The organism is Bifidobacterium felsineum (assembly GCF_002802915.1).
GTDB lineage: Bacteria > Actinomycetota > Actinomycetes > Actinomycetales > Bifidobacteriaceae > Bifidobacterium > Bifidobacterium felsineum.
The window spans coordinates 46,376-68,966 of the sequence record NZ_PEBJ01000005.1; the positions used below are offsets into that span (position 1 = coordinate 46,376).

Genomic DNA, 22,591 nt, shown 5'->3' on the forward strand with positions numbered 1-22,591 from the left:
GCCAGAACAACACAATAGAGGAGGTTGCATATGGCGCGTAACGCACATCCGGAGGTCACCGAGCGGCGCATTTTGGAGGCCGCGCGCGACCTGTTCATGGAACAGGGCTACGAGAAAACCTCCATCCAAAACATCGTGGACCGTCTCGGCAACCTTTCCAAAGGCGCGATCTATCATCACTTCAAATCCAAAGAAGCCATTCTCGACCGGCTCAATAGCGCGGATTGGGACTACAGCCAAGGCGAGCGCGACCATATCATGGCCCGCGACGATCTCAACGGGCTGCAGAAGTTACGCGCGCTGTTCACCGTCGCCATCAACAATGAAGAGCACCGGAAGCTCAATGAAGCGGGGCTTCCCTTCCTCGACGACCCCACCACGCTTGCGTCGAACCTCAATTTCTGGGCCACCGAACTGCCCAAGCATTGGTTGCCGATTATCGAGGAAGGCATGCGCGACGGCTCCATCCCCACCGAATATCCGCAGGAAGCCGCCGAGCTCATCTCACTACTCGCCAACTACTGGCTGCTCACCCGCTTCTACCCGGCCAATCGAGCGCAATTACATCATCGCATCCAGTGCCTTGCCACAATGCTCAGCGCCATCAACATTCCGGTCTTCGACGATGAGCTCATCGACCAAACTTGTGACTTCTACGCCCAATTCGATAAGCAGGACCCTCATGACTGATCCCAACATCCCACGCCACTCCCCTTTCTCCCGCATTCACCGCACTTTTCGCACGAAAAGTACGTTTCAGACCCCTAAATCCAGCCCGAAACAACCGAATCGCGCGAAAAGTACGCTTAAGGGTCGCACACCCCACCCAGAAGCGCACGAATCGCGCGAAAAGTGCGCCTCCACGCTTTTTAGCCGCGACTTCATCCTTCTCGTCGCCGGCCAGGGCATTTCGCTGTTCGGCAACCTGATGCTGCGCTTCGCGATGGCCATGTGGGTCTTGGATGAAACCGGTTCCGCCACCGTGTTCGCCTCGATTCTGGCCATCTCCGTCGTGCCGACCATCATCCTCTCCCCCTTCGGTGGCGTGCTGGCCGACCGCATGAACCGCCGCACCATCATGGTGGCGCTCGACGCCATTTCAGCCGTACTCGTGTTGGCGAGCGCCATCGTCTTCGTCTCCATCGGTTTCAGCCTCGTGGCCATCGGCACGATGCAAGTGCTGCTCGCCATACTCGGTGCGTTCGAAACCCCGACCGTACAAGCCGCACTCCCCCAAATGTTCCGCGAACACGGGCAAAGTACATTGCGCCAGGCGATGGCGGTCGTCAATCAGGTGCAGCAACTCGGCTCGCTACTGCCGAGTTTCCTTGGCGGCGTGCTGTATTCACTGACCGGCATCCAACCAATGATGACTATCGCCATCGTGAGCTTCGCCGGTGCCGCCACGCTCGAATGCTTTATTCGGCTGGCTGCGCCCGACCGCGGCGACGAAGAGCTGCCGACACCGCTCGAAGATCTCAAGTCCGGCATCCGATTCCTTATCAAGGATCGTCCGAATGTGTTCGCGCTGCTATTGTTCGCCGCAGGATTGAACTTCGTTATTATCGGCAACTCCGCAGTCGGATTCCCCTATGTGATTCGCACTGTGCTCGGCTTTGACGCCACAGTATATGGTGTCGCCGATGGTTTGGTTGGCGTTTCCGGGGTGGTTGGCGCGTTTGTCGCCGGCTTCCTTGCCGCGAAACTTACGATGCGCATATTCCCGTTGTCTATGGTCGCTCTGGCATTGTCGCTGCTGCCGCAAGGCTTGGTATTCCTACTGCCTGTGTCCGCTTGGGTGAAGCTGATTGTGCTGGTTGGCTTCACGTTCGGCACGATGATCGCCAGCTGTTTCTCGAATCTGATTGCACTGCCCACCATTCAGCTCAATACGCCGGACGCGATGACCGGCAAGGTGATGTCGATGGTGGCCGCCATCAGCATGTGTGCGCAACCATTGGGCCAGATGGCATACGGCTGGGCGTTCGATCATATGCCGGCAGCTGCAGTGCTGCTGATTTCAGCGGGATTGCTTGGAATTGGGGCTGTGGTTTCAGTAAGGCTCGCCAAGCAATTCGCTGACTGAATACAATTGTGGCTCTCTTCTTTCGAAGAGAGCCACGGAATCAATTCAGCCCCATGTATTAGTCGAAATCAGCGCCGAGGGCTTCAAGCTTGCCACGGAAGTCAGCGTAGCCGCGGTCGATCAGGCTGATGCCCTGCACGTTGGACGGGCCCTTGGCCGCAAGCGCTGCAATCAGATGGCTGAAGCCGCCGCGCAGATCCGGCACGTCGATGTCGCGACCGGTCAGCGGGGTCGGCCCGAAGATCACGGCGGAGTGCTTGTAGTTGCGCTGCTGGAAGCGGCACGGCAGGGAGCCGAGGCACTCGCGGTACAGCTGGATGGTGGCACCCATCTGCACGAGCGGCTTGGTGAAGCCGAAACGGTTCTCATACACGGTCTCGTGCACAATCGACAGGCCGTTCGCCTGGGTCAGTGCCACGACGAGCGGCTGCTGCCAGTCGGTCATGAAACCAGGGTGCACATCGGTTTCGATGGCCACCGGGTGCAGGTCGCCGCCCGGATGCCAGAAGCGGATACCCTTGTCGGTCACATCGAACTCGCCACCGACCTTGCGGAACACGTTGAGGAAGGTCATCATCTCCGGCTGGGTAGCGCCCTTGACGAAAATGTCACCATGGGTGGCGAGCGCGGCGGATGCCCAGGAGGCGGCCTCGATGCGGTCGGTCAGCGAGGTATGCGTGAAGCCCTTAAGCTCCTTGACGCCCTCGATGCGGAACGTACGGTCCACGTCCACGGAGATGATCGCACCCATCTTCTGTAGCACGGCCACCAAGTCCATGATCTCAGGCTCAATCGCGGCGCCGGAAAGCTCGGTCTTGCCCTCGGCTAGCACGGCAGCAAGCAGCGTCTGCTCGGTAGCGCCCACGGACGGGTACGGCAGGTGGATCTTCGCGCCGTGAAGGCCGTCGGGGGCGGTGATATGGATGCCGTCCTTGTGCTCCTTATCCACCGTGGCACCGAGCTTGCGCAAGGTCTCCAGATGGAAGTCAATCGGGCGGCCACCAATCGCGCAACCGCCGAGCGCCGGAATGAACGCTTCGCCCAGACGGTGCACGAGCGGGCCAGAGAACAGGATCGGAATACGGGAGGAACCGGACAGCGTGTCCACGTCGGCCACATCGGCCAGCTGCACGTGGGAGGCGTCGATGGTCACGATACCGTTCGCGCCATCCACGTCCACGTCTACGCCGTGCAAACGCAGCAGGTCAGACACCACGTGCACGTCGCGAATCTCCGGCACATTCTTCAGCACGGACTTGCCAGGCGCGAGCAAAGCGGCCACCATGGCCTTGCTCACGAAGTTCTTCGCGCCACGCACCTTGATGGTGCCGTTCAGCGGCTTGCCGCCCTCAACATGCAGCACATCATTCGTATTCTCAGCCACGCCACTCTCCTATATACATAACGTCGGTCATGCGGTTCAAAATCGCTAGAGTCTAGTTTGCCATAACCCATGTGCGCACTCGGTGAAATGCGCCTGAAGCCAAACTTTGCAGAGCTTTCGTGAACATCTGCCTTCGATGCCGGCAACGCCCACGAACATTACCAACCGACATCACAAATGTAATCTACGTCACATGTATCGTCGCAGCATTCTCCAGCCCCCTACGCTACGATTCGATGCAGGGCAATTGACGCCTAGGCCACAAGCAAAGGAGCATTTATGACCACCGTCGCCGTTATCGGTTGCACGCATGCCGGCACATTCGCCGCCACTTCCATTCTCACCGAGCATCCGGATTGGACCGTTCACGTTTTTGAGCGCAATGGTACGCTCTCCTTCCTTTCCTGCGGCATCGCATTGTGGGTTGGCGACCATGTCTCTGACCCGAAGAAGATGTTCTATTCCTCCCCTGAGGCTCTGGCCAAGGCCGGCGCGACCATGCACATGCGCACCGACGTGACTTCCGTGGACCCGGTGGGCAAGACGCTTACCTATCGTTCGCTGGAGGGCGGTGCGGATGATGCCGACGCACCTGAGGAGACGCTTGCCTTCGACAAGCTCGTCGTGACCACCGGTTCCCGCCCTGTGATTCCGCCGATTCCCGGCATCGACAGCCCGCACGTATTGCTGTGCAAGAACTGGGATCATGCCATCGCCATCAAGGAGAAGGCGAAGCTCGCCAAGTCCGCGGTGGTGATCGGCTCCGGCTACATCGGCGCTGAAATTGCCGAGCAGTTCAGTCTGACCGGCGTCAAGACCACGCTGGTGGACGGCCTTGACCGCCCGCTGGCCAACAATTTCGATAAGTCCATCACCGATCAGGTCGCTGCTGCATTCGAAGAGCACGGCGTGACGCTGGCTCTCGGTCAGAAGGTCGTGGAATTCCGCGACAATCCGGACAACACCGTGACCGTGGTCACCGAAAAGGGTGAATACGCAGCAGAAATGGCTATTTTGGCTGTGGGATTCCTGCCGAACACCGACCTGCTCAAGGGCAAGGTGGATATGCTGCCGAACGGCGCCATCATCGTTGATGATTACATGCAGGCCTCCGTGCCGAATGTGTATGCCGCCGGCGACTCCGCCACCGTGTTCTATAACCCAACCGGCAAGCATGATTACATTCCGCTGGCCACCAACGCGGTTCGACAGGGTCTGCTCGTTGGCCGCAATATCGACAAGCCCACCGTGAAGTACATGGGTACGCAGGCCACATCCGCTGTGCAGCTCTATGACCTGTCGCTGGCCGCTTCGGGCCTTACCAAGGCCGGCGCTGAGCGCCGTGGCTTGACCGTAAACGAGACCGAGCTCACTGAGGATTATCGCCCGGACTTCATGCTCACCACCACCCCGGTCACCTCGATTCTGACCTGGGATCAGGAGACCCGCCAGGTCAAGGGCGGCCAGTTCTGCTCCAAGGCTGATATCTCCGGTGCCGCAAACGTGATTTCCATGGCGATTCAGGCCGGCTTTACCATCGACCAGTTGGCCAACGTGGACTTCCTGTTCCAGCCCAACTTCGATAAGCCCGTCTATTACGTTGGTGCCGTGGCCATGAAGGCCGCTGCCGAAGCGTGATTCACGCGAAGGACTCACTCAGCACTGTTCATATCCCCTTGGAAAGGGCATATCTCGTTTACGAGGGGTCGATTCCCGGGTCACCGGAACATCTATCTGCGTTACAAGGGGTTGTTGTCCAAGTAGCAACAACCCCAAAATGGCGAAATGACGTTGTGAGAATACGGATTCTATTCACAGTTTCGCGTCAAAGGCACCCCTTGTAACGCAGATAGATGTTCCGACATTGCTAAATCAACCCCTTGTAAACGAGTTTGCCCCGACTATAGTTCTTTCAGTCGGGGCAAACCATAGAAGATTGCGCATCCTGCAATCAAATCCACATTCAAGGCCTATAGACTTGCCTTAATCTTGTGAGCCAATTCAGCATCCCACATGGCCCCGGTGGCGGACATCACCGAATCCGCACCGGCTGCCTTATAGGCTGCATAATCCTCGGGCGAAACCACGCCGCCCACACCGTTGATTGCGAAATCAAGCCCCAGACGTTCACGCAGTGCAGCCAATCGACGTACCATCTCCAGACCTGCTCCACGAATTGCGCTACCGCATACGCCCGAGCGATCGCGACCGGCACCGGGCAGCGCCTGATTCCCATCCTTGTCCACCAAACGCGCGGAAATCGTGTTAATCGTGCTGAAGCCCTGAACCGTGCCACGGCCCACGGTGGAACGCACCATCAGTTCAAGATCATCATCGCTGGGAATGAACGCCAGTTTGATCATCAGCGGGGTATCACCAATCTCGTTCTTCACCGCTTCAGTGATACGGCCCACAAGCAGCGGATTGTGGCACAGCAAACGGTTATGTCCCTCGTTTGGGCAGCTGGTGTTCATCACCATCAGCTTTGCACCGGTTTCCTTGACCAAACGTGCGGTGGTTGCATGATCGGCAATATAGTCTTCCTCGCTCATACCTTCGACGCGGGAGCCCTGGAAGCTTGGCACCAGCACTTGACCGGGGGCGGCAGCAGCGATGGCGGCACGCATGTCCGGCTGCCATACGTCGGGCTCCTGGGAGGGCACGCCAAAACTATTGGAGATGGAAATCGGCTGCTCATAATTGGTATCGGCCAGTACGCCCTCATCTAGTTCGGCACTGCCAGGGGTCAGCGAACCGTCTGTAGAAGCAGGGTGCACGGCCAGCACGTTCGGGAACGGATTGCAACCCCACGCACGCGAGCGCACGGTCTTATAAGTAGCCAAGTCAAAACCCATACGGAAAGCCGCCGTGGTGTAGCGACTATTAAGCAGAGGACCTGCCGGAATGCCGAATGCCAGATTCACCGGTTGCCCGAGGAACGATCCGCCGGTCTTTCCGGATTCCTCTTCGACTGCAGTACCGGATTTCAGCGTTTCGGCAAACGCTCCGAACGGGCCCTGCGCGTAATTGTCTTCGTACGTACGATTCACATCGTAAAACGGCTCAAAATCACTCATATTCCAACGATAAGCCATGCCGCGAACGTCTCTGCCGCCGTCATCCGCTTGACTGTAGGATTTCCAACACTGACTGTAGGTTTTTGAACGAAATACGTTAGAAACCCGACAGTTGATGTTCAAAAACCTACAGTCAATCCAGTGAACCGACAGCTCTTGAGCCTCGGGCCACGCCTCAAAAAATCAGGTCTCGCTAAGAAGCCAACGCTTCCGTAAGCAGCAACGCGGCCATGCCGAGGTTCACCATCACAAATGCGATGAACACCGGGGACGACCACCCGACGTAAGTATCCGGAATACTGCGATTCTGCATGCGATACTGCTTCAGTCCGCGACCATAGAGCGCCAGCGCCATCACAGCGCCAACGACGCCGATCGCCGTAAGCACTATCGTGTACACCGCGTATTGCGAATCGTTGAGTTGCCCAGCAAACCATGTATCGATAACGCCGGAAAGAATAGCGTTGTTGAAGATATGCAGAGCAATCGCCCAGACCAGTGAATATTCCATAGCGATAAAACCGAGAATCAAACCGAACAGAAAAGCAAACGTGCCCTGCACGAAGTCGTCATGGAACAGGCCGAATGCGAGGGCCGAGGTGACGATGGCGAAATTCTTGCCGAGCGGCTTGAGCTCCTTCATCAGTACGCCACGGAACATCACCTCTTCGCAAATCGGCCCGAATAGGCCGACGTATAGCCACATGGTCACGGTATTGGAGGATTCGTCGAGGCTTTCAGACGTGGGTGAAACCAGGTCGCCCCCGAACATGGAGACACCCATTTGAGCCAAGGTGACCACACTTTGCACACCCAGGCCGAGCAGGATGAATATCAGGAACCATTGCGCCCGCATGCGCCCGCCGCCATATTGGCTGATCCGCCCGAGCTGATTCGGCTCGCCATATGTATCCCGATGCAGGCCGCCGAGCCAGAATTCGCGGGTCAGAATGTCGCGGTTACGCATGATCAGCAGGAATCCCATGGCGAACACCAGCGAAGTCAGGCTGATGATACCGTCACCTCTCGTGGAATCCGACCAGCTGGGCATGATAACGCCAAGCGCAATGACGGCCACGATGCTGCCCACATACATCATGGCTTCATAGATGAAGGCAAGTCCCATAGCACGATTGACCACGCGTCTGCGCCAGGTTTTCCACAATTGACGTGGGTTGATCGCCATGACCGGAGGCTGCGGGGGCGCATATACGTAGGGCTGTGACTGAGGCTGAGGTTGCAACCTTGGATAAGTCAGAGGATAGGGCGCAGCATATTGCGGTGTGGCAGGCCGTGCAGGAGTCGGCTGCGGCTGGAATTGATTTTGTGCCATTGGGTACTGTGGCTGTGCAGCGGCATAGTGATGCGGTTGAGGCAACGCGGCCGGCTGAGTAGTCGAGTATGGCGGCATCGCGTATGGCAACGGCTGAGCTTGCGCCGCCTGTTGCGGCACCTCTATCCGAGACGATGCGGCATATGGCTGCGGTTGCGGAACCGGTTGGTACTGCGGCTGTGGCTGAACTTGTGAAGCCACATACTGCGGCTGCTGCAAGTACTGCGGATGTTGAAATGGATATTGGGGAGCCGGAGCCATAGGGACCGGAGGCATCGACATCGTCTGCTGTGCCGAATACTGCGATTGCGGCTGGGACACCTGTGACTGTGATTGAGGCACCTTCACCTGCTGATCGTTGTACCCCGACTGTGACTGCGGTTGATGCGCCTGCTCATATGTCTGCTGCTGTTCAAGTGGCTGCCGTCCCTGCGGCTGCCCCGGTTGCTGCTCATTCATGCTCATGCTGCTCAACCTATCCGCCATTCCTGAACAAAATGTGATGATGTCCACAAACATTGACGAATACAATCAACCTGCCGCATCACATACAAATCCATGGATGGCCGATAAATGCTACTCAATGCATAAGGCGGGTTGCAGTTCAGACTAGTCCGAACTGCAACCCGCCTTATGTCGAGCATATAGCAATCATGAGCTCATAGCGCAGTAACCGTCATATGATTCATGCGCTTCGAGCATTCACTACAGAGTGCGCTTGTTCTTGGAGATGACCAGCACACCTACGGCCAGAGCAAGAAGCACAACTGCAGCTACAGCAACAGTCGCGATATTCGAACCGGTGGCGGTCAAATCGCTCTTGTTAGCATTCTCATCCGCGGTCTTGTTCTGCTCAACGGTTGTTTGCTTGGCAGACACCGTCACCTTGGCGACAACCGTGTATTCCACGTCATCGGTCGGGTTGACCTTGCCGGCGATCTTGAAGGAACCAACCTTGTTGAGCAGCTTGGCGTCATAGCTATCCCACGTCACGGCGGTGGCAACCTTGTCGCCATTGGACCACACCACATCAAGCTGTTCGGGAAGATCGAGCTTGCCACCCACCTGAATCGCCTGAATGATGGTATCGTCCACTACCTTGACCGGTACCGCTGGGTTCACGGTTACCTGAATGGCAACAGTCTTGCCCTTCACGGTGCCATTTACGGTGAACAGGCCACCCTCACGCTTGGTATAGCCAGTGAACTTCTCCCAAGTGATGTTCTCGGTGGAGTCTGCGCCGCCGTCGCTCCAGGTGAGCTTGGCGTTCTTCGGGAACTGTGTGGACGGATTCTTGCCGGAATCCGTAGTGATGACAGTCTTACCGTTGACCACAGCATTGGTTACTACAGCACTGTGCACAGTGACGATAGCTTCGACACCGCTGTTCCAGCCCTGCACCGAACCCTTTACCTTCACGGTCTTGTCGACACCGGAACGGTTGAAGAAGTCCACGCCGTCAGTCTTCCAGGTCACAGCCACCTGAGAGGTGGAACCGTTGGACCAATGAGCGGTGACAGTGGACGGAAGCGCAGCAGCGGTACCTGCTTCAGTGGAAACACCTTCCGGAGCATCCACACCAGTGAGAGTTGCCGCAACTACGCGGATACGTACGCTAACAGGCAAGCCCTTCACTGTGCCATTAACCACGATAGGTGCATCTTCAGGGGTGACCTGATCATATACGGAGTCAGCCGGCTTGGTCCAGGAAACTTGTTCATTCGTGGTCTGACCATTACTCCAAGTGACCTTGACAGCAGCTGGCAGTGTAGGCACCAGCTTGACCGGGGTACTGAGATCGGCAGGGTTCTCAACCGTTTCGGCAGAAGCCGCTTCAACAGTGACGGAGAATGGAATATCTTTCGCCCATCCATCAGTACGACCTATAGCGGTAATCGTATGCTCGGCGATGTCGTGGTTCCATCCGTCAGGTAGGGTCAGCACAACATCGCGAACCTCGGTTGCACCATCATTCCAAGTTACCGTCACCTTGCCGGTAACGCTTGGCTTGGGGTCGGTGTCTTTGGCGGTCGGAATGCTGATTGCATCGGTCGATGGAGCAACAGCAGTAATCGCACGCGGCTTGACGGTAACGTTCAGCGTTACCGTAGCGGCCTTGCCGTTAATGGTGACGCCCTGTACTGTACCGGTCACCGGCACAGTACCAGCATTGCTGACGTCAATATCCGCAGGCCAAGCGATATCCACGGTCTTAGTGGAACCGTTGGAGTACGTGACGACAGCCTTCACACCACTGAGATCTGGCGCATGCGTGGCGATGGTCTCAACCTCGGCCTTGGTCGAAGCAACCTTAATCGCAATCGGATCAGTCACGGTGACTGGAACCGTAACCGTACCGGTCTGACCTTCCACGTTCACCGTGCCGGTAGCGTTGAATGCGCCAACTTCGGCATACGCGGAATCGGCAATCTTGTTCCAATTGACTGTCACATTGCTCTTGGTGCCAGTGTTGTTAGACCAGGTGATGGTCACAGTCTTCGGAAGCTTGTCAGCCGGGTTCACACCAGCCGGAACAGACGCACCGGCAAGAGTCTGCGGTTCGATGATGGCATGCTTTACGGTAATGGTGAGAGTCACGGTCTTGTCGGCCTGACCGTTCACGGTACCCTTCAGCGTAATGGTGCCACCCTGGTAGTTCTTCCAAGTCTCCGGCAACTCTTCCCACGCAACGGATACATTCTGCTTCTTCTGACCATTATCAAAATCAGCCTGAACCGTGCTGGGCAGCTTAGAAGTCGGGTTGACGCCAGCTTCGGTAGCAATCGGAGCCGGATTGTAAGCCTTGTCAACCTTTGCGGCTACGACTTCGACTTCCCAAGTCACCTGCTTGCCTTCAGCGGTACCAGTGAAGGTCTGCTTGCCAATGGCATCAAAGGATGCATCAGCCGGATTCTTGCCATTATTCCAAGTGATAGTGGCATCGGTGGTATCGCCGTTAGACCAGTGTGCCTTGACCTTAGTCGGAACTGTCGGCTTGGTTCCCTTACTGATGGAAGCCTTGGCAGGCTGATCAACTGTGGATACGGTAGCCGGCTTTACAGTGATGGTAGCGGTCACGGTTTTGCCGGTCTTACCGACAGTGCCCGTAAGCGTGTACGGCTGAGGAGCGCGCTGCTTGTAGGTATCGTTGGATTCCCACTTAATGGCAACGTTCTTGTCTTCACTGCCGTTCGACCATGCAACGGTGGCGGTTTTCGGCAGCTTGCTCTCCGGGTTAGTACCGGAAGGCGTAGTCACTGCAGTAGCGCCATCGGCAGTAGCGCCGGTAATAGTGGCCGCCTTGACGGTAAGCTCCAGTGAGGCTTTCAATTGAGTACCGGCAACCGTACCGGTCAGAGTCAGCGTATGCTGCTTGCGTTCTTTATTCCAGTCGTTCGGAACACTCCACGTCACAGCAGCCTGACCCGTGGAGCCATCGGTATACTTCACGCCCACAGTGGTCGGCAGACCAGCAGGAGTACCCGTGCCGGACTCCACCGTCTTTGCGGAAGGATTGATAACCGACTGAATGCTGCGCAATCCGGCAAGAGCTTCTTCAACACTCTGAGTATTGCCCTTAGCATTCCAGCTATTGCCGACCTCAAGCACGGATACCAAAGCGCCTTTCCACCTGCCGCTGGAAACCTTTGCCACACCGAATCCGGCAATATCAGCATAAGGATTTACCTCTGTGAGGTAATGGCCATAGCCTTGACGCTCTTGCGACAGGATATCGGCATCCGTCCAACCCGGATATTGCTTACGAAGCTCTTCGAGATTATTCTCAGCATTCAATTCGCTATACCAGGCAGCAACCGGTGCCATATTCGGGTCATAATCAGGGTATCCAATCGCCAACGCTTCTGGACCAAAAGTAAACGTCCCCGGCTGAACTCCTGGCGCGTATGTCAAAGTATCAACTGCCCAGCTAGGACGACCATTAGCCGTATTGGCATGACCATCGAGCGGGCTTTCAGTATCGCTCACACTCTCAGCACGCTTCGCCAACTCGTTGGCACGTGTCTGAGCCCAAGACATCAGCTGATCATTAACCTTAAGCGCCGAAACTGCGCTACCGTCAGCAGCCTTGCCGTCAACGTAACTCGATGGGTAATTGGCATGCTCATCAGCATTAATTGCGTCGATAATCTGCTGTGCAGTCAACGGACGACGATCCGTACGTGCACGCAGCGTATTCAAATCCTGCACATATTCCAAGGCCTGAATCACATTAGCCGTTGCTGTGGCTTCCGAGCCCACGCTAGAATAATCCACCGCCTGTGCAGGCAGGGCACAGAACAGCATGGCGAGGCTCGCCACGGCAGCTATTACTCCACCCAATCGTTGTGTGATGTTCTTCGACATCGTCTCTCTCCAACCTATGTCACGATTATCTCGGCCAGTATACCGAGGCATCTTTGCATATGGGACCAAGTATAAGGCCGACTGTTGATGTAGGGAAAAAATATTCCCTCCCTCGAAAAGTCCTTTATCCTAAGAATAGAATCCTCTCATTGGACGCATTCATGTTCAGTGCAGTGGAAATACACCAACGCAGGGGGGGAAAGTCACGATGGATGATCATCACACGGTTCGACCGGCGCTGCATGGGGATCAGTCCGGTACTGGCTCACAAGAGACCACAGCTTTTGCCGATGGCTCCAGTGACTCGGCCGTAAACGGCAATACCGAAACAGCATCTCACGCCACCAATAATCAGGATTGGCATCCACTACCATCGCGCGTCCGTACTGTCTGGCTAATCAACGAATCAATCCAGTGCATTATTTGGCTGGCAGTCTGTGCCGTGGTCGCAGCCATATGTATGGCAAACGACTGGTGGGGGTTCTGGCAACGATTGATTGTCACACTGGCCGCAGCATACTCGATACTGGATCTCGCTTCGCAGCCATTGCAGACCAAGTATTTGTATGCATTCACCCGATTCCGCATCGGCGAGCGCGATCTTGCCACGCGCAAAGGATGGCTGTTCCGTCGCTCCACCACTACGCCGTATACGCGTGTACAACATGTGGATACCAAGCAGAACCCAGTGCAGCGTCACTTTGGCCTGACCACCGTAGTGGTGCATACCGCAGCCGACGAACATGAGATCGCCGCGCTGGACACCGCACAGGCCGAGCGGTTGGTGTCGTTGATCACCGAGCGAGTGGCCGCAGCCAAGGATGATCTGTGATGAACACCGAAAACACCAATTGGCGCAGGCTACACCCAGCTTCTCTAATCATCGGCGTGGTGGAAACCGCCAAAGGCGTCATCGGACTGTTCTTCGCACTGCTGTTCATTGCACGCAGGGAGCTGTCTGCCATAACCATCGCACTGATATTTCTCAGCGTGCTGTGCGTCGCGCTCTGCCAGCCCGTCATCAATTGGTTGACCACCCGATATCAGTTGGGGCCTGACAAGCTTGCGTTCAAATCGGGGTTGTTCTTTCGCAAGAATCGAACGATTAGCTATGGTTCGATTCATGCCATCAATAGCTCGCAACCTATCTATTTGCAACCGTTTGGAGTAGTACGACTTACTGTTTCGGCAGCAGGTGCAGCAGATACCGATATTCGATTGGATGCAGTGCCAGCTGCATTGCAACTTGAATTGGAACATCTGCGCGCATTGTCGCAGCCCACGGCGGCAGATTCGAACGTCACCTTGGCAAAGGCTCCACAGGCTCCAGCGCCAACAACCAGCCACCCATCGCAAACACCTCTATTTCGCGCCTCGGTAAGCGATATCCTGCTGTTCGCCATTACGGACATCGGATTTCTGGCCGCAGCGCTTGTAGTGTATGGCTTTGTGCAGCAGGTTCAGGATGTGTTACCGCGCAGCATGATGCATGAGGCCGAGCGCTCAGTACAGACCGCGCTCACCGGTGGGCTACTTTCGGTCATCGTACTGATAGTGGCATGCGTGATGCTGCTGATGGCGGTGAGCATCGTCACCTCGCTGCTGAGATTCTATGGATTCGAGGTATGGCGTCGCGGTGACGATTTGGTGGTGGTTCGTGGATTATTCACTCGGCATACCACGACCATTCCGGTCAGTCGTATTCAGACGGTGACCATCCACCAGTCGATGTTGCGTCGGCCATTCCATCTTTGTTCGGTTGGATTGGGGCTGAGCTCCTCAACCGCCAACAATGAAAGCAAGGAAAGTGGGACTTCAGCGGCGCAAATTTTGCCAGTAATCAGTACCCGGCGCGTGTATGTGGTGTTGCACGAGATATTGCCGGAGTGGGGTCTGCCGGAAGTGTCTGCTGCGCTTGGGCAGCGCTGGTTTGCATCGTCATCGCACGCACAGCAAAGCGCGAGGGCTGTTACATATGTGCCGCAACTGCGCTATACCGGGCGCGATCTGCTGCGTTATTACCTCACACTGCCGGTGATTGCATCATTGGCGATCACTGTTGCAGTTTGGTTGGGTTCCGATACGCATGCCGCAGTGGCATTGCGCACTTGGTGCGCCGTTCCGGGCTTAGGTTGGCCTTGGTGGCTGATGATTGTGCCGATCGCACTGGGATTGTGGTGGATGGTGTGCCGTTTGCTCAAAGCTCAGAATGAAGGATTCGCACTACTCGGCGCCAATGATTCCGACGCCTATTGTTCATCGCGCATTCTTGTTACTGGAGCGCTTCGGCTCACCAGATTCGTTTTGGTGACGCGCAAGGCACGGGTGCAATCGATCACGCGGTACACGGCATTGTGGCGCGAGTCGCGCGGCATCGAACGTGTGCAGATGTCATTGTTTGTAATGAATGGCATCAATGAATTACGATTCATGTTCCTGCATCGCGCCGATGCCGAGGTGCTACAGCAGTGGATGGAATGACTGTGGGCTCTTCCCGAGAGAAGAGCCCACATGGGATACATCAAATAATGCCGCGATCAGCTAGTGGTCCAGCCCAGCTGCCGTCATCTTCCGGTTCGCGAGCGGACTGGATTTGTTCTTCGGGCCAGTGCTTGGCAGGAATGGTCTTGGGCTTGAATGGGAACTTTTCGGCGCGCATCTTCTCGTAGGCGGCGATATCGTCCTCATGCTGCAGCGTCAGGTCAATGTCGTCGTAGCCGTTCATCAGACGCCAACGGGTGTAGTCGTTAACCTCGAACGGGAGGGTCACGTCACCGCAGGTCACAGTACGGGTTTCCAGAGAAACCGTCATTTCACGGCCGGGCTCCTCTTCGAGCAGCTTCCACAGCAGATCGACGGATTCCTGCGGCATAATCGCAGCCAGCACACCGTTCTTGGCGGTGTTGCCGTAGAAGATGTCAGCAAAGCTCGGTGCAATCACCACACGGAAGCCGTAATCATGCAAGGCCCACACGGCGTGTTCACGGGAGGAACCGATGCCGAACTCCGGGCCGGCCACCAGAATCTGGCCCTTGCCGGCGTATTCCGGCTGATTCAGCACGAAATTCGGGTCGCGGCGCCATGCGTAGAACAGGGCGTCATCGAAGCCGGACTTGGTCACGCGTTTCAGGAACACGGCCGGAATAATCTGATCGGTATCCACATTGGAGCGGCGCAGTGGCACGCCCACGCCGGTCAAAGTAGTGAGTTTTTCCATAATCTAACGTCCTTTACAGATCAGCCGGGCTGGAAATCGTACCGCGGATAGCGGTGGCGGCGGCAACGGCCGGCGAGGCCAGATGCGTGCGAGAGCCCTTGCCCTGACGGCCTTCGAAGTTACGGTTCGACGTTGAAATCGAGCGCTCATTCGGCACCAGCTTGTCGGGGTTCATACCCAGGCACATCGAGCAGCCGGCGTTACGCCATTCGGCACCGAAGTCCTTGAACACCTTGTCAAGGCCCTCCTTCTCCGCTTCCAGACGCACGCGGGAGGATGCTGGCACGACCAGCACACGGTGAATCGAATCGGCCTTGTGATGGCCCTTCATGATTGCAGCGGCCTGGCGCAGATCGTCAATGCGACCGTTGGTGCAGGAGCCAATGAACACGGTATCCACAGCGATGTCCTTGATCGGCATGCCGGGCTTCAGACCCATGTACTTAATCGCACGCTCGGCGGCGGAACGCTCAGTAGCGTCGGCAATCTTGGCCGGGTCCGGCACGTCAGCGGTAATCGGCAGACCTTGGCCAGGGTTGGTACCCCATGTCACATACGGCCCAAGCTTAGTGGCGTCGATATCCACCACCTTGTCGAATACAGCGTCATCATCGGTCTTGAGCGTCTTCCAATACGCCACGGCCTTGTCCCACATCTCACCTTCCGGAGCATGCGGACGACCCTTCAGATATTCGAACGTGGTCTCATCAGGCGCAATCATGCCAGCGCGGGCGCCAGCCTCGATGGACATGTTGCACACGGTCATGCGCTCGTCCATCGTGAGGTTGCGGATGGCCTCGCCGCGGTACTCGATCACGTAGCCCTGGCCGCCGCCGGTACCGATCTTGGCGATAATCGCCAGAATAATATCCTTGGCGGTGGCGTCGGCCGGCAGCTTGCCGTTGACGTTGATAGCCATGGTCTTGAACGGCTTCAGACTCAGAGTCTGTGTGGCCATCACATGCTCGACCTCGGAGGTACCGATGCCGAACGCCAAAGCGCCGAACGCACCATGAGTAGAGGTATGCGAATCGCCGCACACGATGGTCATACCCGGCTGGGTCAGGCCCAGAATCGGGGCGAACGCGTGCACGATGCCCTGGTCGGCATCGCCCAGCGGGTGCAGTCGCACGCCGAATTCCTTGCAGTTCTTCTCCAAGGTACTCAGCTGCAGGGCGCTTGTCTTATCCGGGTTCGGACGATCGATATCCACGGTTGGGGTGTTGTGATCCTCGGTGGCGATGAGCTGATCGACGTGGCGCGGCTTACGACCGGCCAAACGCAGGCCTTCGAATGCCTGCGGACTGGTGACCTCGTGCATGAGCATCAAATCGATGTACAGCAGATCGGGAGCGCCGTCGCCGCCCTTGCGCACCAGATGATCGGCCCAGACCTTCTCGGCCAGTGTCGTTCCCATAGTGTTCCTCCAAAAAATTCTGCGCGAAGTATTGTGTTCGCGCCTTGTTCGTGGTATAAGCCTATGTGGTCATGTTGGGCTCGGCATTGCTCAGGCCGGATATTGAGATAACCGCGTTAATACTTGTTTTCGCCATACTGCACGCTGTCCGTGGATACCTTATATACTGTGTCAAGTTGTGCGTATGCAGTAATTTCTAACATCGTGGATGATGTTTTGAACAGCGACCACCAAGTGAGACACTTCCTCGATTTGGTATTTCACTATGTGAGATGGCATAATCACATGTATTATGACTGATTCCCAAGAAGAACCTTTAGAAGACGGCGCTACCGTGCCCGAGCCGCTTGAGACCACCCCCGCAGCAGCATCTGCTCCTGCATCCGACGGGGAGATTCATTCCGGCGTTGGCGTGCTTGATAAAACCGTGAAAATTCTTGACGCACTCGAGTCCGGACCGTCCACGCTCGGCCAGCTCGTGGCCGCTACCGGTCTGGCCCGACCGACCGCGCACCGCTTGGCTATTGCACTTGAGCGCCATCGCTTCGTGCTGCGTGATCAGCATGGCCGCTTCGTACTGGGCTCCCGTTTCGCCGAGCTCGCCGCCGCAGCCGGCGAGGATCGCCTGCTGACCGCCGCCGGCCCGATTCTGCAGACCTTACTCGACCGCACCGGCGAATCCGCACAGATCTACCGCCGCCAGGGCGATCAGCGCGTGTGCATCGCCGCCGTGGAGCGCGTCTCCGGTCTGCGCGATTCGATTCCGGTAGGTGCCATGCTTTCCATGGAAGCCGGCTCGGCCGCTCAGATTCTGCTGGCATGGGAGGATTCCGAACGCTTGCATCAGGGTCTGCGTCACGCCAAGTTCACCGCCACCAAGTTAGCCGCCGTCCGCAAGCGTGGCTGGTCCGAGTCCGTGAACGAACGCGAAGAGGGCGTGTGCTCCATCTCTGCTCCGATTCGCAACGCCTCTGGCCAGGTCATCGCCGCCATCTCCATCTCCGGCCCGACCGGCCGTATGGGCGCAGCCCCCGGCCGCCGCTATGCGCCGCTGGTCATGGCCGCCGGCAAATATCTGACCGAAGCACTGGTTAAGGCCGTTCGCTAATCCGCTCAGCAAACAACCAGCTTTACTTTCAAGGGCTGCTCACTGAAATATCCCCAGTGAACAGCCCTTTCTGTTACATATTTGACTATATGGCTGTGCCAACCATCTTTCATATCCTCAACTGTAGGTTTTTGAATACCGGCTGGCGGTTTTTCAATCCTGACTGTAGGTTTTTGAACACCGACTGTAGGATTCCTAACGTATTTCGTTCAAAAACCTACAGTCTTTATTTAAATTCCTACAGTCTTTGTTCAAAAACCTACAGTCCATTCTTTCCAGGCTAAACGACTGCAAGATGTCACAGATCGTGACTCACGGCAAGTTGATGGCGATGTCGTGGAACACGTCAGCCACCTTGCTCCAAATCGATGGCTTCCGCAGCAAATCGTCCCCCTCGCCTTCACCGGGCACACTCTGGTTCAGCGCATAGGTGTACGCCTGCTTGGAACTGGGCTTGCCAACCAGCTCGCCGAACTCCAGCAGCTGCGTACGCGGCTCATATGGGTGACGGATATCAAACTCAATCAGTCGTGTCGCACGCTTCGCCGGCGCCGGGCCATAGGTATTAAAACCACAGGTTGGAGTGGCCATTAGCGTGATCCCCTGATGCTTCCCCACGAATCCATTGCGATGATCATGGCCTGCAGCCACAGCAAAGTAGCCACCGGTATCGCGCAGAATCGCAAATTCATCTGATTGATCGGGGCACGAGATGCCCTCGCCGAGATAACTGCCCGGCTGCGTGCGTTCCTCGTCGAGAATGTAATAGGTATTGGCATGATTGCGATATCCTTGCATCGCATAAGCCGTATTGGCCGGCACCGGCTTGAGCACATCGTAGTATTCGGGCAACGGCATGTGTTGGAATACCATCGATTGCACTGCACCATCTTGGTCACTCCGCTCGCCCTGGTTACTGAGCAATCCCGGCACTTTGCGCAGAAAATCAAGCGCGCACTCAGAAGGTACACCGAAGCCGCCACCGCGTGCATAATCACCAGAATCAAGAATCACCAAGCCAAACACATTGCGATTGTTCTCCACATCACGCACCGGTAGAGCCAATGTGCCCGGTTCGCAATCGTATATGGTTTGATCAGGCAACAACGTATCGGCGGCATTGATGCAGCCAGGAAACTCACGGTAGATGGCCTCAAGCTCGGCATTGCTCAGCCCACACTGGAAATCGTGATTGCCATAGGTCACCACCCACGGCACTTTGCGCACCTCCAATGGAGCCACCAGCTGGGCAGTCGCCTCACGCACCATGGTGCGAGTTTTCTCAAGTGCACTTTCGCTGATGGACTCCTCGCTCCAGCGGCGCTTGCGGAACGTCCCTGCAAACGAGGGCCCGAATCCGGCAATCTGATTGCCGGAAAAAATCACGAGGTCAGGGCGCGTGGCATCAAGGCTCGCTTCGAGCAACGCGATCGTGTCTTTGGCGATTTTCGGACCGTCCTGAATATCCGCGACCTGCAGCACACGGAATTTGCCAGACGTATGGAATTGCAGCCGGCCAAGCCGCGCGGAGATAGAAACCGGGCGGTCATCACCGGCTTCGGCCGGCTTGATACGGGGTCTGAAACCCTCGGGAGCTCGCTGTGTTTCCGTCATGCACACCACTGTACACATGCAATCTTGAAACAGGCGGCGGTCACGCAGGCAAAACAGGTTGTGAACAGACACTATGTACGCGCTCTGACGTATCCGCCGCGCAGTTACAGCCGGAAATGAGGCTCCAATCGGCAGTATGTGCGCGAGGCCTTCGTTGCACCGCGCAGATACTGCCGATTAGCGGCCCAATACAGGCAGTAACTGCGCGAGAGGTACGGACGGACGCGCAGTTACAGTCCGTTATGACCATCACCCAGGGCCCATCACCTGTGATTGAGCAAAAGAAAAGGCCCACCGAAGTGGGCCTTTTCTACAAGTTCAACCTCGCGAGCAGAATCTCTGCACAACATCATCGTTGCAACGGTAAGTCTTTCCAATGCCCGTCCAACGTAACAGTCCTCGTGACCATACACTATTTGTGGGCTCTGCTCTGTTCAGTTGTTCTTGTAGTTCATAATCTATTCACGTAGCCTCGATACCGCAAGCCGAGCACCACGGTTGTTCGGTTTTTATCGCAACTGTTCAATCGAACTTAGATATATCCAATAAACGAATGCTTGCGTTCGATTCGAACCCGTACGATGTTTGCTTCCGTGCGATTGCAGTCTTCCACCGGCGTGTCGCACACAACTTCAACACCAACATGAACGGAGTCTGAACTCTGGCGCGTAACCCCGGAATCCGGCCACACCAAAGCCTACGATGTAAGCTATGGCACAGATATTTGACGCACCCTCAAAGGCAATTCTGCGCAGCCAAATCGCAGAGCATATTGCCGAAACAGATAAGAACGACCGCCGCGTCGATAAGGAAGGCGAAGCCCCACTGCCCAAGGATCGCTTCTTCGACCGCGAACTGAGCTGGCTCAAGTTCAACCAGCGCGTACTCGAGCTGGCAGAAGATGAAGATGTGCCGCTGCTTGAGCGCGCCAACTTCTCCGCGATCTTCGCCTCGAACCTGGATGAGTTCTTCATGGTCCGCGTAGCAGGCCTGAAGCGCCGTATCGATTCCGGCATCGCCGTGCCCTCCGCCGCGGGCCTGAGCCCACGCCAGCTGCTGCGCGCCATCAGCGAGACCGCGCATCGTCTGCAGGACGAGCACGCACACTACACCATCAACACCATTCTCCCTGAGCTGGAGAAGGAGCACATCGTCCTGCTGACTTGGGATAAGCTCACCCCATCCGAGCAGGAGCGTCTCTCCCGCTACTACCGCCAGCAGGTCTTCCCGGTGCTGACCCCGCTCGCAGTGGATCCGGCCCACCCGTTCCCCTACATCTCCGGCGGTTCCATCAACCTCGCCGTGATCGTGGAGAACCCGGCATCCGGCAAGTCCCACTTCGCCCGCGTCAAGATTCCTGGCAACTTGCCGCGCCTGGTTCCGGTGGACGACATGACCGACGAAGAGTCCAAGGATGAGCGTTACGGCTTCATCACCATGGAGAAGCTCATCGCCGCACACCTCGAATCCCTGTTCCCGGGCATGATCATCAAGGAAGCCCGTTCCTTCCGCGTGACCCGTAACGAAGACATCGACGTGGAAGAGGACGACGCCGAGAACCTGCTCAACGCCATGGAGAAGGAACTGCTGCGTCGTCGCTTTGGACCGCCGATCCGCCTCGAAATCACCGATACCACGAGCCCGTTCCTCTCCCAGCTGCTCGCCGACCAGCTCGGCGTGAGCCAGGACGAGGTCTACCGTCTGCCCAGCCCGCTGGACCTGACCGTGCTCTTCGAACTCGGTGGCGTGGATCGCCCGGATTTGAAGAACCGCCCGTTCGTGCCGACTACGAACCGCCAGATCGCAGAAGTCGAATCCTCCCGCGCACAGGACATCTTCGCCGCCATCCGCGAGCGCGATATCCTGCTGCATCACCCCTACGATTCCTTCTCCACCTCGGTTCAGGCCTTTCTGGCACAAGCTGCGGCGGATCCTAAGGTCCTGGCTATCAAGCAGACGCTCTACCGAACCAGCTCCAACTCCCCGATCATCGACGCACTGATCGATGCCGCACACGCTGGCAAGCAGGTGCTCGCACTGGTGGAGATCAAGGCTCGTTTCGATGAGGATGCCAACATCGCCTGGGCCCGCAAGCTCGAACGCGCAGGTGTGCACGTGGTGTACGGCATCGTGGGCCTCAAGACGCACTGCAAGCTCATCGAAGTCGTGCGTCAGGAAGCCGACGGTCTGCGCCGCTACTGCCACGTGGGTACCGGTAACTACAACCCGAAGACCGCACGTCTGTACACCGATTTGGGTCTGCTGACCTGCGACCCGGTGGTCGGCCAGGATTTGACCCGCCTGTTCAACCAGCTTTCCGGCTACGCTCCGAAGTCCAGCTTCCACCGCCTGCTGGTTGCCCCTCGTACCGTGCGCACTGGTCTGATTCAGCGCATCCGCCGCGAGGAGGATGCCGCTCGCGCCGGCAAGGAAGCATGGATCAAGATCAAGGTCAACTCCATCGTCGATGAGAAGACCATTGATGCCCTGTACCGCGCTTCTCAGGCCGGTGTGAAGATCGACATCGTCGAACGTGGTATTTGCGCGCTGAAGCCTGGTGTTCCGGGACTGTCCGAGAACATCCGCGTGCGCTCGATTCTCGGCCGCTTCCTCGAGCACTCCCGCATCTACGCCTTCTGCAACGCCGATGGCCCGCAGATCGGCGAAGGCCCGGCTTCCGGCCCTGAGGTGTACATCGGTTCCGCTGATCTAATGCACCGCAACCTCGACCGTCGTGTGGAGGCTCTGGTGCGTATCACCGCTCCGGAGCAGATCGACGAGCTCATCAAGTATGTGGACCTGCAGATGGCCGACTCCACCGTGAGCTGGCACATGCAGCCGGACGGCACCTATGTACTGCACACCAAGGATGACGAGGGTCGCCCGCTAGTGGACAGCCAGGAGTACCTGATTCGCAAGCACTCCCGCCGCCGCGCCGCCCACAACTGACATGCCCCGCGCATGCACACCCATGTGTGAACGCTAACACA

The 22,591-nt window shown here is 57.0% G+C and carries 14 protein-coding genes; 7 read left to right on the forward strand and 7 right to left on the reverse strand.

Annotation, left to right across the window (positions count from 1 at the left end; genetic code table 11):
* Positions 1–30: 30 nt before the first annotated feature.
* Both CSQ86_RS08580 and CSQ86_RS08585 read left to right on the forward strand, forming a co-directional pair.
* Positions 31–690, forward strand: coding sequence for a TetR/AcrR family transcriptional regulator (locus tag CSQ86_RS08580; protein WP_100494715.1), 660 nt, complete (start codon positions 31–33; stop codon positions 688–690).
* Positions 683–2,086, forward strand: coding sequence for an MFS transporter (locus CSQ86_RS08585; protein WP_100494717.1), 1,404 nt, complete (start codon positions 683–685; stop codon positions 2,084–2,086). The genes CSQ86_RS08580 and CSQ86_RS08585 overlap by 8 nt, the downstream gene beginning before the upstream one ends.
* 58 nt (positions 2,087–2,144) lie before the next feature.
* Here the strand turns inward: CSQ86_RS08585 and murA are convergent, their stop codons facing one another.
* Complete coding sequence (gene murA, locus CSQ86_RS08590; RefSeq protein WP_100494718.1) at positions 2,145–3,470, reverse strand: UDP-N-acetylglucosamine 1-carboxyvinyltransferase; 1,326 nt, start codon at positions 3,468–3,470, stop codon at positions 2,145–2,147.
* A gap of 279 nt (positions 3,471–3,749) precedes the next feature.
* Here murA and CSQ86_RS08595 point away from each other — a divergent pair, with 279 nt between their 5' ends.
* Entirely contained in the window at positions 3,750–5,108 is a 1,359-nt protein-coding gene (locus tag CSQ86_RS08595) for an NAD(P)/FAD-dependent oxidoreductase (RefSeq protein ID WP_100494720.1), read from the forward strand.
* 332 nt (positions 5,109–5,440) lie between these two features.
* On the opposite strand, the gene CSQ86_RS08600 is transcribed toward CSQ86_RS08595, so the two are convergent.
* From CSQ86_RS08600 to CSQ86_RS08615, 3 genes are all read right to left on the reverse strand, one after another.
* Entirely contained in the window at positions 5,441–6,547 is a 1,107-nt protein-coding gene (locus CSQ86_RS08600; protein WP_100494721.1) for a beta/alpha barrel domain-containing protein, read from the reverse strand.
* 193 nt (positions 6,548–6,740) lie between these two features.
* Complete coding sequence (locus tag CSQ86_RS09940; RefSeq protein WP_243387792.1) at positions 6,741–8,345, reverse strand: CPBP family intramembrane glutamic endopeptidase; 1,605 nt, start codon at positions 8,343–8,345, stop codon at positions 6,741–6,743.
* 240 nt (positions 8,346–8,585) lie between these two features.
* Positions 8,586–12,245, reverse strand: a complete 3,660-nt coding sequence (locus CSQ86_RS08615; protein WP_165773818.1) for an Ig-like domain-containing protein — start codon at positions 12,243–12,245, stop codon at positions 8,586–8,588.
* 208 nt (positions 12,246–12,453) lie between these two features.
* Between CSQ86_RS08615 and CSQ86_RS08620 the strand changes: the two genes are divergently transcribed.
* Positions 12,454–13,077 (forward strand): PH domain-containing protein, encoded by a 624-nt coding sequence (locus CSQ86_RS08620; RefSeq protein WP_100494729.1) that lies wholly within the window; start codon positions 12,454–12,456, stop codon positions 13,075–13,077.
* Positions 13,077–14,726 (forward strand): PH domain-containing protein, encoded by a 1,650-nt coding sequence (locus tag CSQ86_RS08625; RefSeq protein WP_100494730.1) that lies wholly within the window; start codon positions 13,077–13,079, stop codon positions 14,724–14,726. The genes CSQ86_RS08620 and CSQ86_RS08625 overlap by 1 nt, the downstream gene beginning before the upstream one ends.
* 40 nt (positions 14,727–14,766) lie before the next feature.
* Here the strand turns inward: CSQ86_RS08625 and leuD are convergent, their stop codons facing one another.
* Together leuD and leuC are read right to left on the reverse strand one after the other, a co-directional pair.
* Positions 14,767–15,462, reverse strand: a complete 696-nt coding sequence (leuD, locus tag CSQ86_RS08630) for a 3-isopropylmalate dehydratase small subunit (RefSeq protein ID WP_100494731.1) — start codon at positions 15,460–15,462, stop codon at positions 14,767–14,769.
* Positions 15,463–15,475: 13 nt separating this feature from the next.
* The gene (leuC, locus tag CSQ86_RS08635; RefSeq protein WP_100494732.1) at positions 15,476–16,879 is read right to left on the reverse strand and encodes a 3-isopropylmalate dehydratase large subunit; all 1,404 of its coding nucleotides are present in this window, start codon (positions 16,877–16,879) and stop codon (positions 15,476–15,478) included.
* A gap of 292 nt (positions 16,880–17,171) precedes the next feature.
* Between leuC and CSQ86_RS08640 the strand changes: the two genes are divergently transcribed.
* Positions 17,172–17,987 (forward strand): IclR family transcriptional regulator, encoded by an 816-nt coding sequence (locus tag CSQ86_RS08640; protein ID WP_165773819.1) that lies wholly within the window; start codon positions 17,172–17,174, stop codon positions 17,985–17,987.
* 312 nt (positions 17,988–18,299) lie between these two features.
* Here CSQ86_RS08640 and CSQ86_RS08645 read toward each other — a convergent pair whose 3' ends face one another.
* Positions 18,300–19,601, reverse strand: a complete 1,302-nt coding sequence (locus tag CSQ86_RS08645) for a metallophosphoesterase (RefSeq protein WP_100494733.1) — start codon at positions 19,599–19,601, stop codon at positions 18,300–18,302.
* Positions 19,602–20,312: 711 nt separating this feature from the next.
* Between CSQ86_RS08645 and CSQ86_RS08650 the strand changes: the two genes are divergently transcribed.
* Positions 20,313–22,550, forward strand: a complete 2,238-nt coding sequence (locus tag CSQ86_RS08650) for an RNA degradosome polyphosphate kinase (protein ID WP_100494734.1) — start codon at positions 20,313–20,315, stop codon at positions 22,548–22,550.
* Positions 22,551–22,591 lie beyond the last annotated feature (41 nt).

Bases quoted from the DNA above. Each gene is read 5' to 3' on its own strand.
- CSQ86_RS08580 (WP_100494715.1), top strand. From the start codon at position 31: ATGGCGCGTAACGCACATCCGGAGGTCACCGAGCGGCGCATTTTGGAG.
- CSQ86_RS08585 (WP_100494717.1), top strand. From the start codon at position 683: ATGACTGATCCCAACATCCCACGCCACTCCCCTTTCTCCCGCATTCAC.
- CSQ86_RS08595 (WP_100494720.1), top strand. From the start codon at position 3,750: ATGACCACCGTCGCCGTTATCGGTTGCACGCATGCCGGCACATTCGCC.
- CSQ86_RS08600 (WP_100494721.1), bottom strand. From the start codon at position 6,547: ATGAGTGATTTTGAGCCGTTTTACGATGTGAATCGTACGTACGAAGAC.
- CSQ86_RS09940 (WP_243387792.1), bottom strand. From the start codon at position 8,345: ATGAGCATGAATGAGCAGCAACCGGGGCAGCCGCAGGGACGGCAGCCA.
- CSQ86_RS08615 (WP_165773818.1), bottom strand. From the start codon at position 12,245: ATGTCGAAGAACATCACACAACGATTGGGTGGAGTAATAGCTGCCGTG.
- CSQ86_RS08620 (WP_100494729.1), top strand. From the start codon at position 12,454: ATGGATGATCATCACACGGTTCGACCGGCGCTGCATGGGGATCAGTCC.
- CSQ86_RS08625 (WP_100494730.1), top strand. From the start codon at position 13,077: ATGAACACCGAAAACACCAATTGGCGCAGGCTACACCCAGCTTCTCTA.
- leuD (WP_100494731.1), bottom strand. From the start codon at position 15,462: ATGGAAAAACTCACTACTTTGACCGGCGTGGGCGTGCCACTGCGCCGC.
- leuC (WP_100494732.1), bottom strand. From the start codon at position 16,879: ATGGGAACGACACTGGCCGAGAAGGTCTGGGCCGATCATCTGGTGCGC.
- CSQ86_RS08640 (WP_165773819.1), top strand. From the start codon at position 17,172: ATGACTGATTCCCAAGAAGAACCTTTAGAAGACGGCGCTACCGTGCCC.
- CSQ86_RS08645 (WP_100494733.1), bottom strand. From the start codon at position 19,601: ATGACGGAAACACAGCGAGCTCCCGAGGGTTTCAGACCCCGTATCAAG.
- CSQ86_RS08650 (WP_100494734.1), top strand. From the start codon at position 20,313: ATGGCACAGATATTTGACGCACCCTCAAAGGCAATTCTGCGCAGCCAA.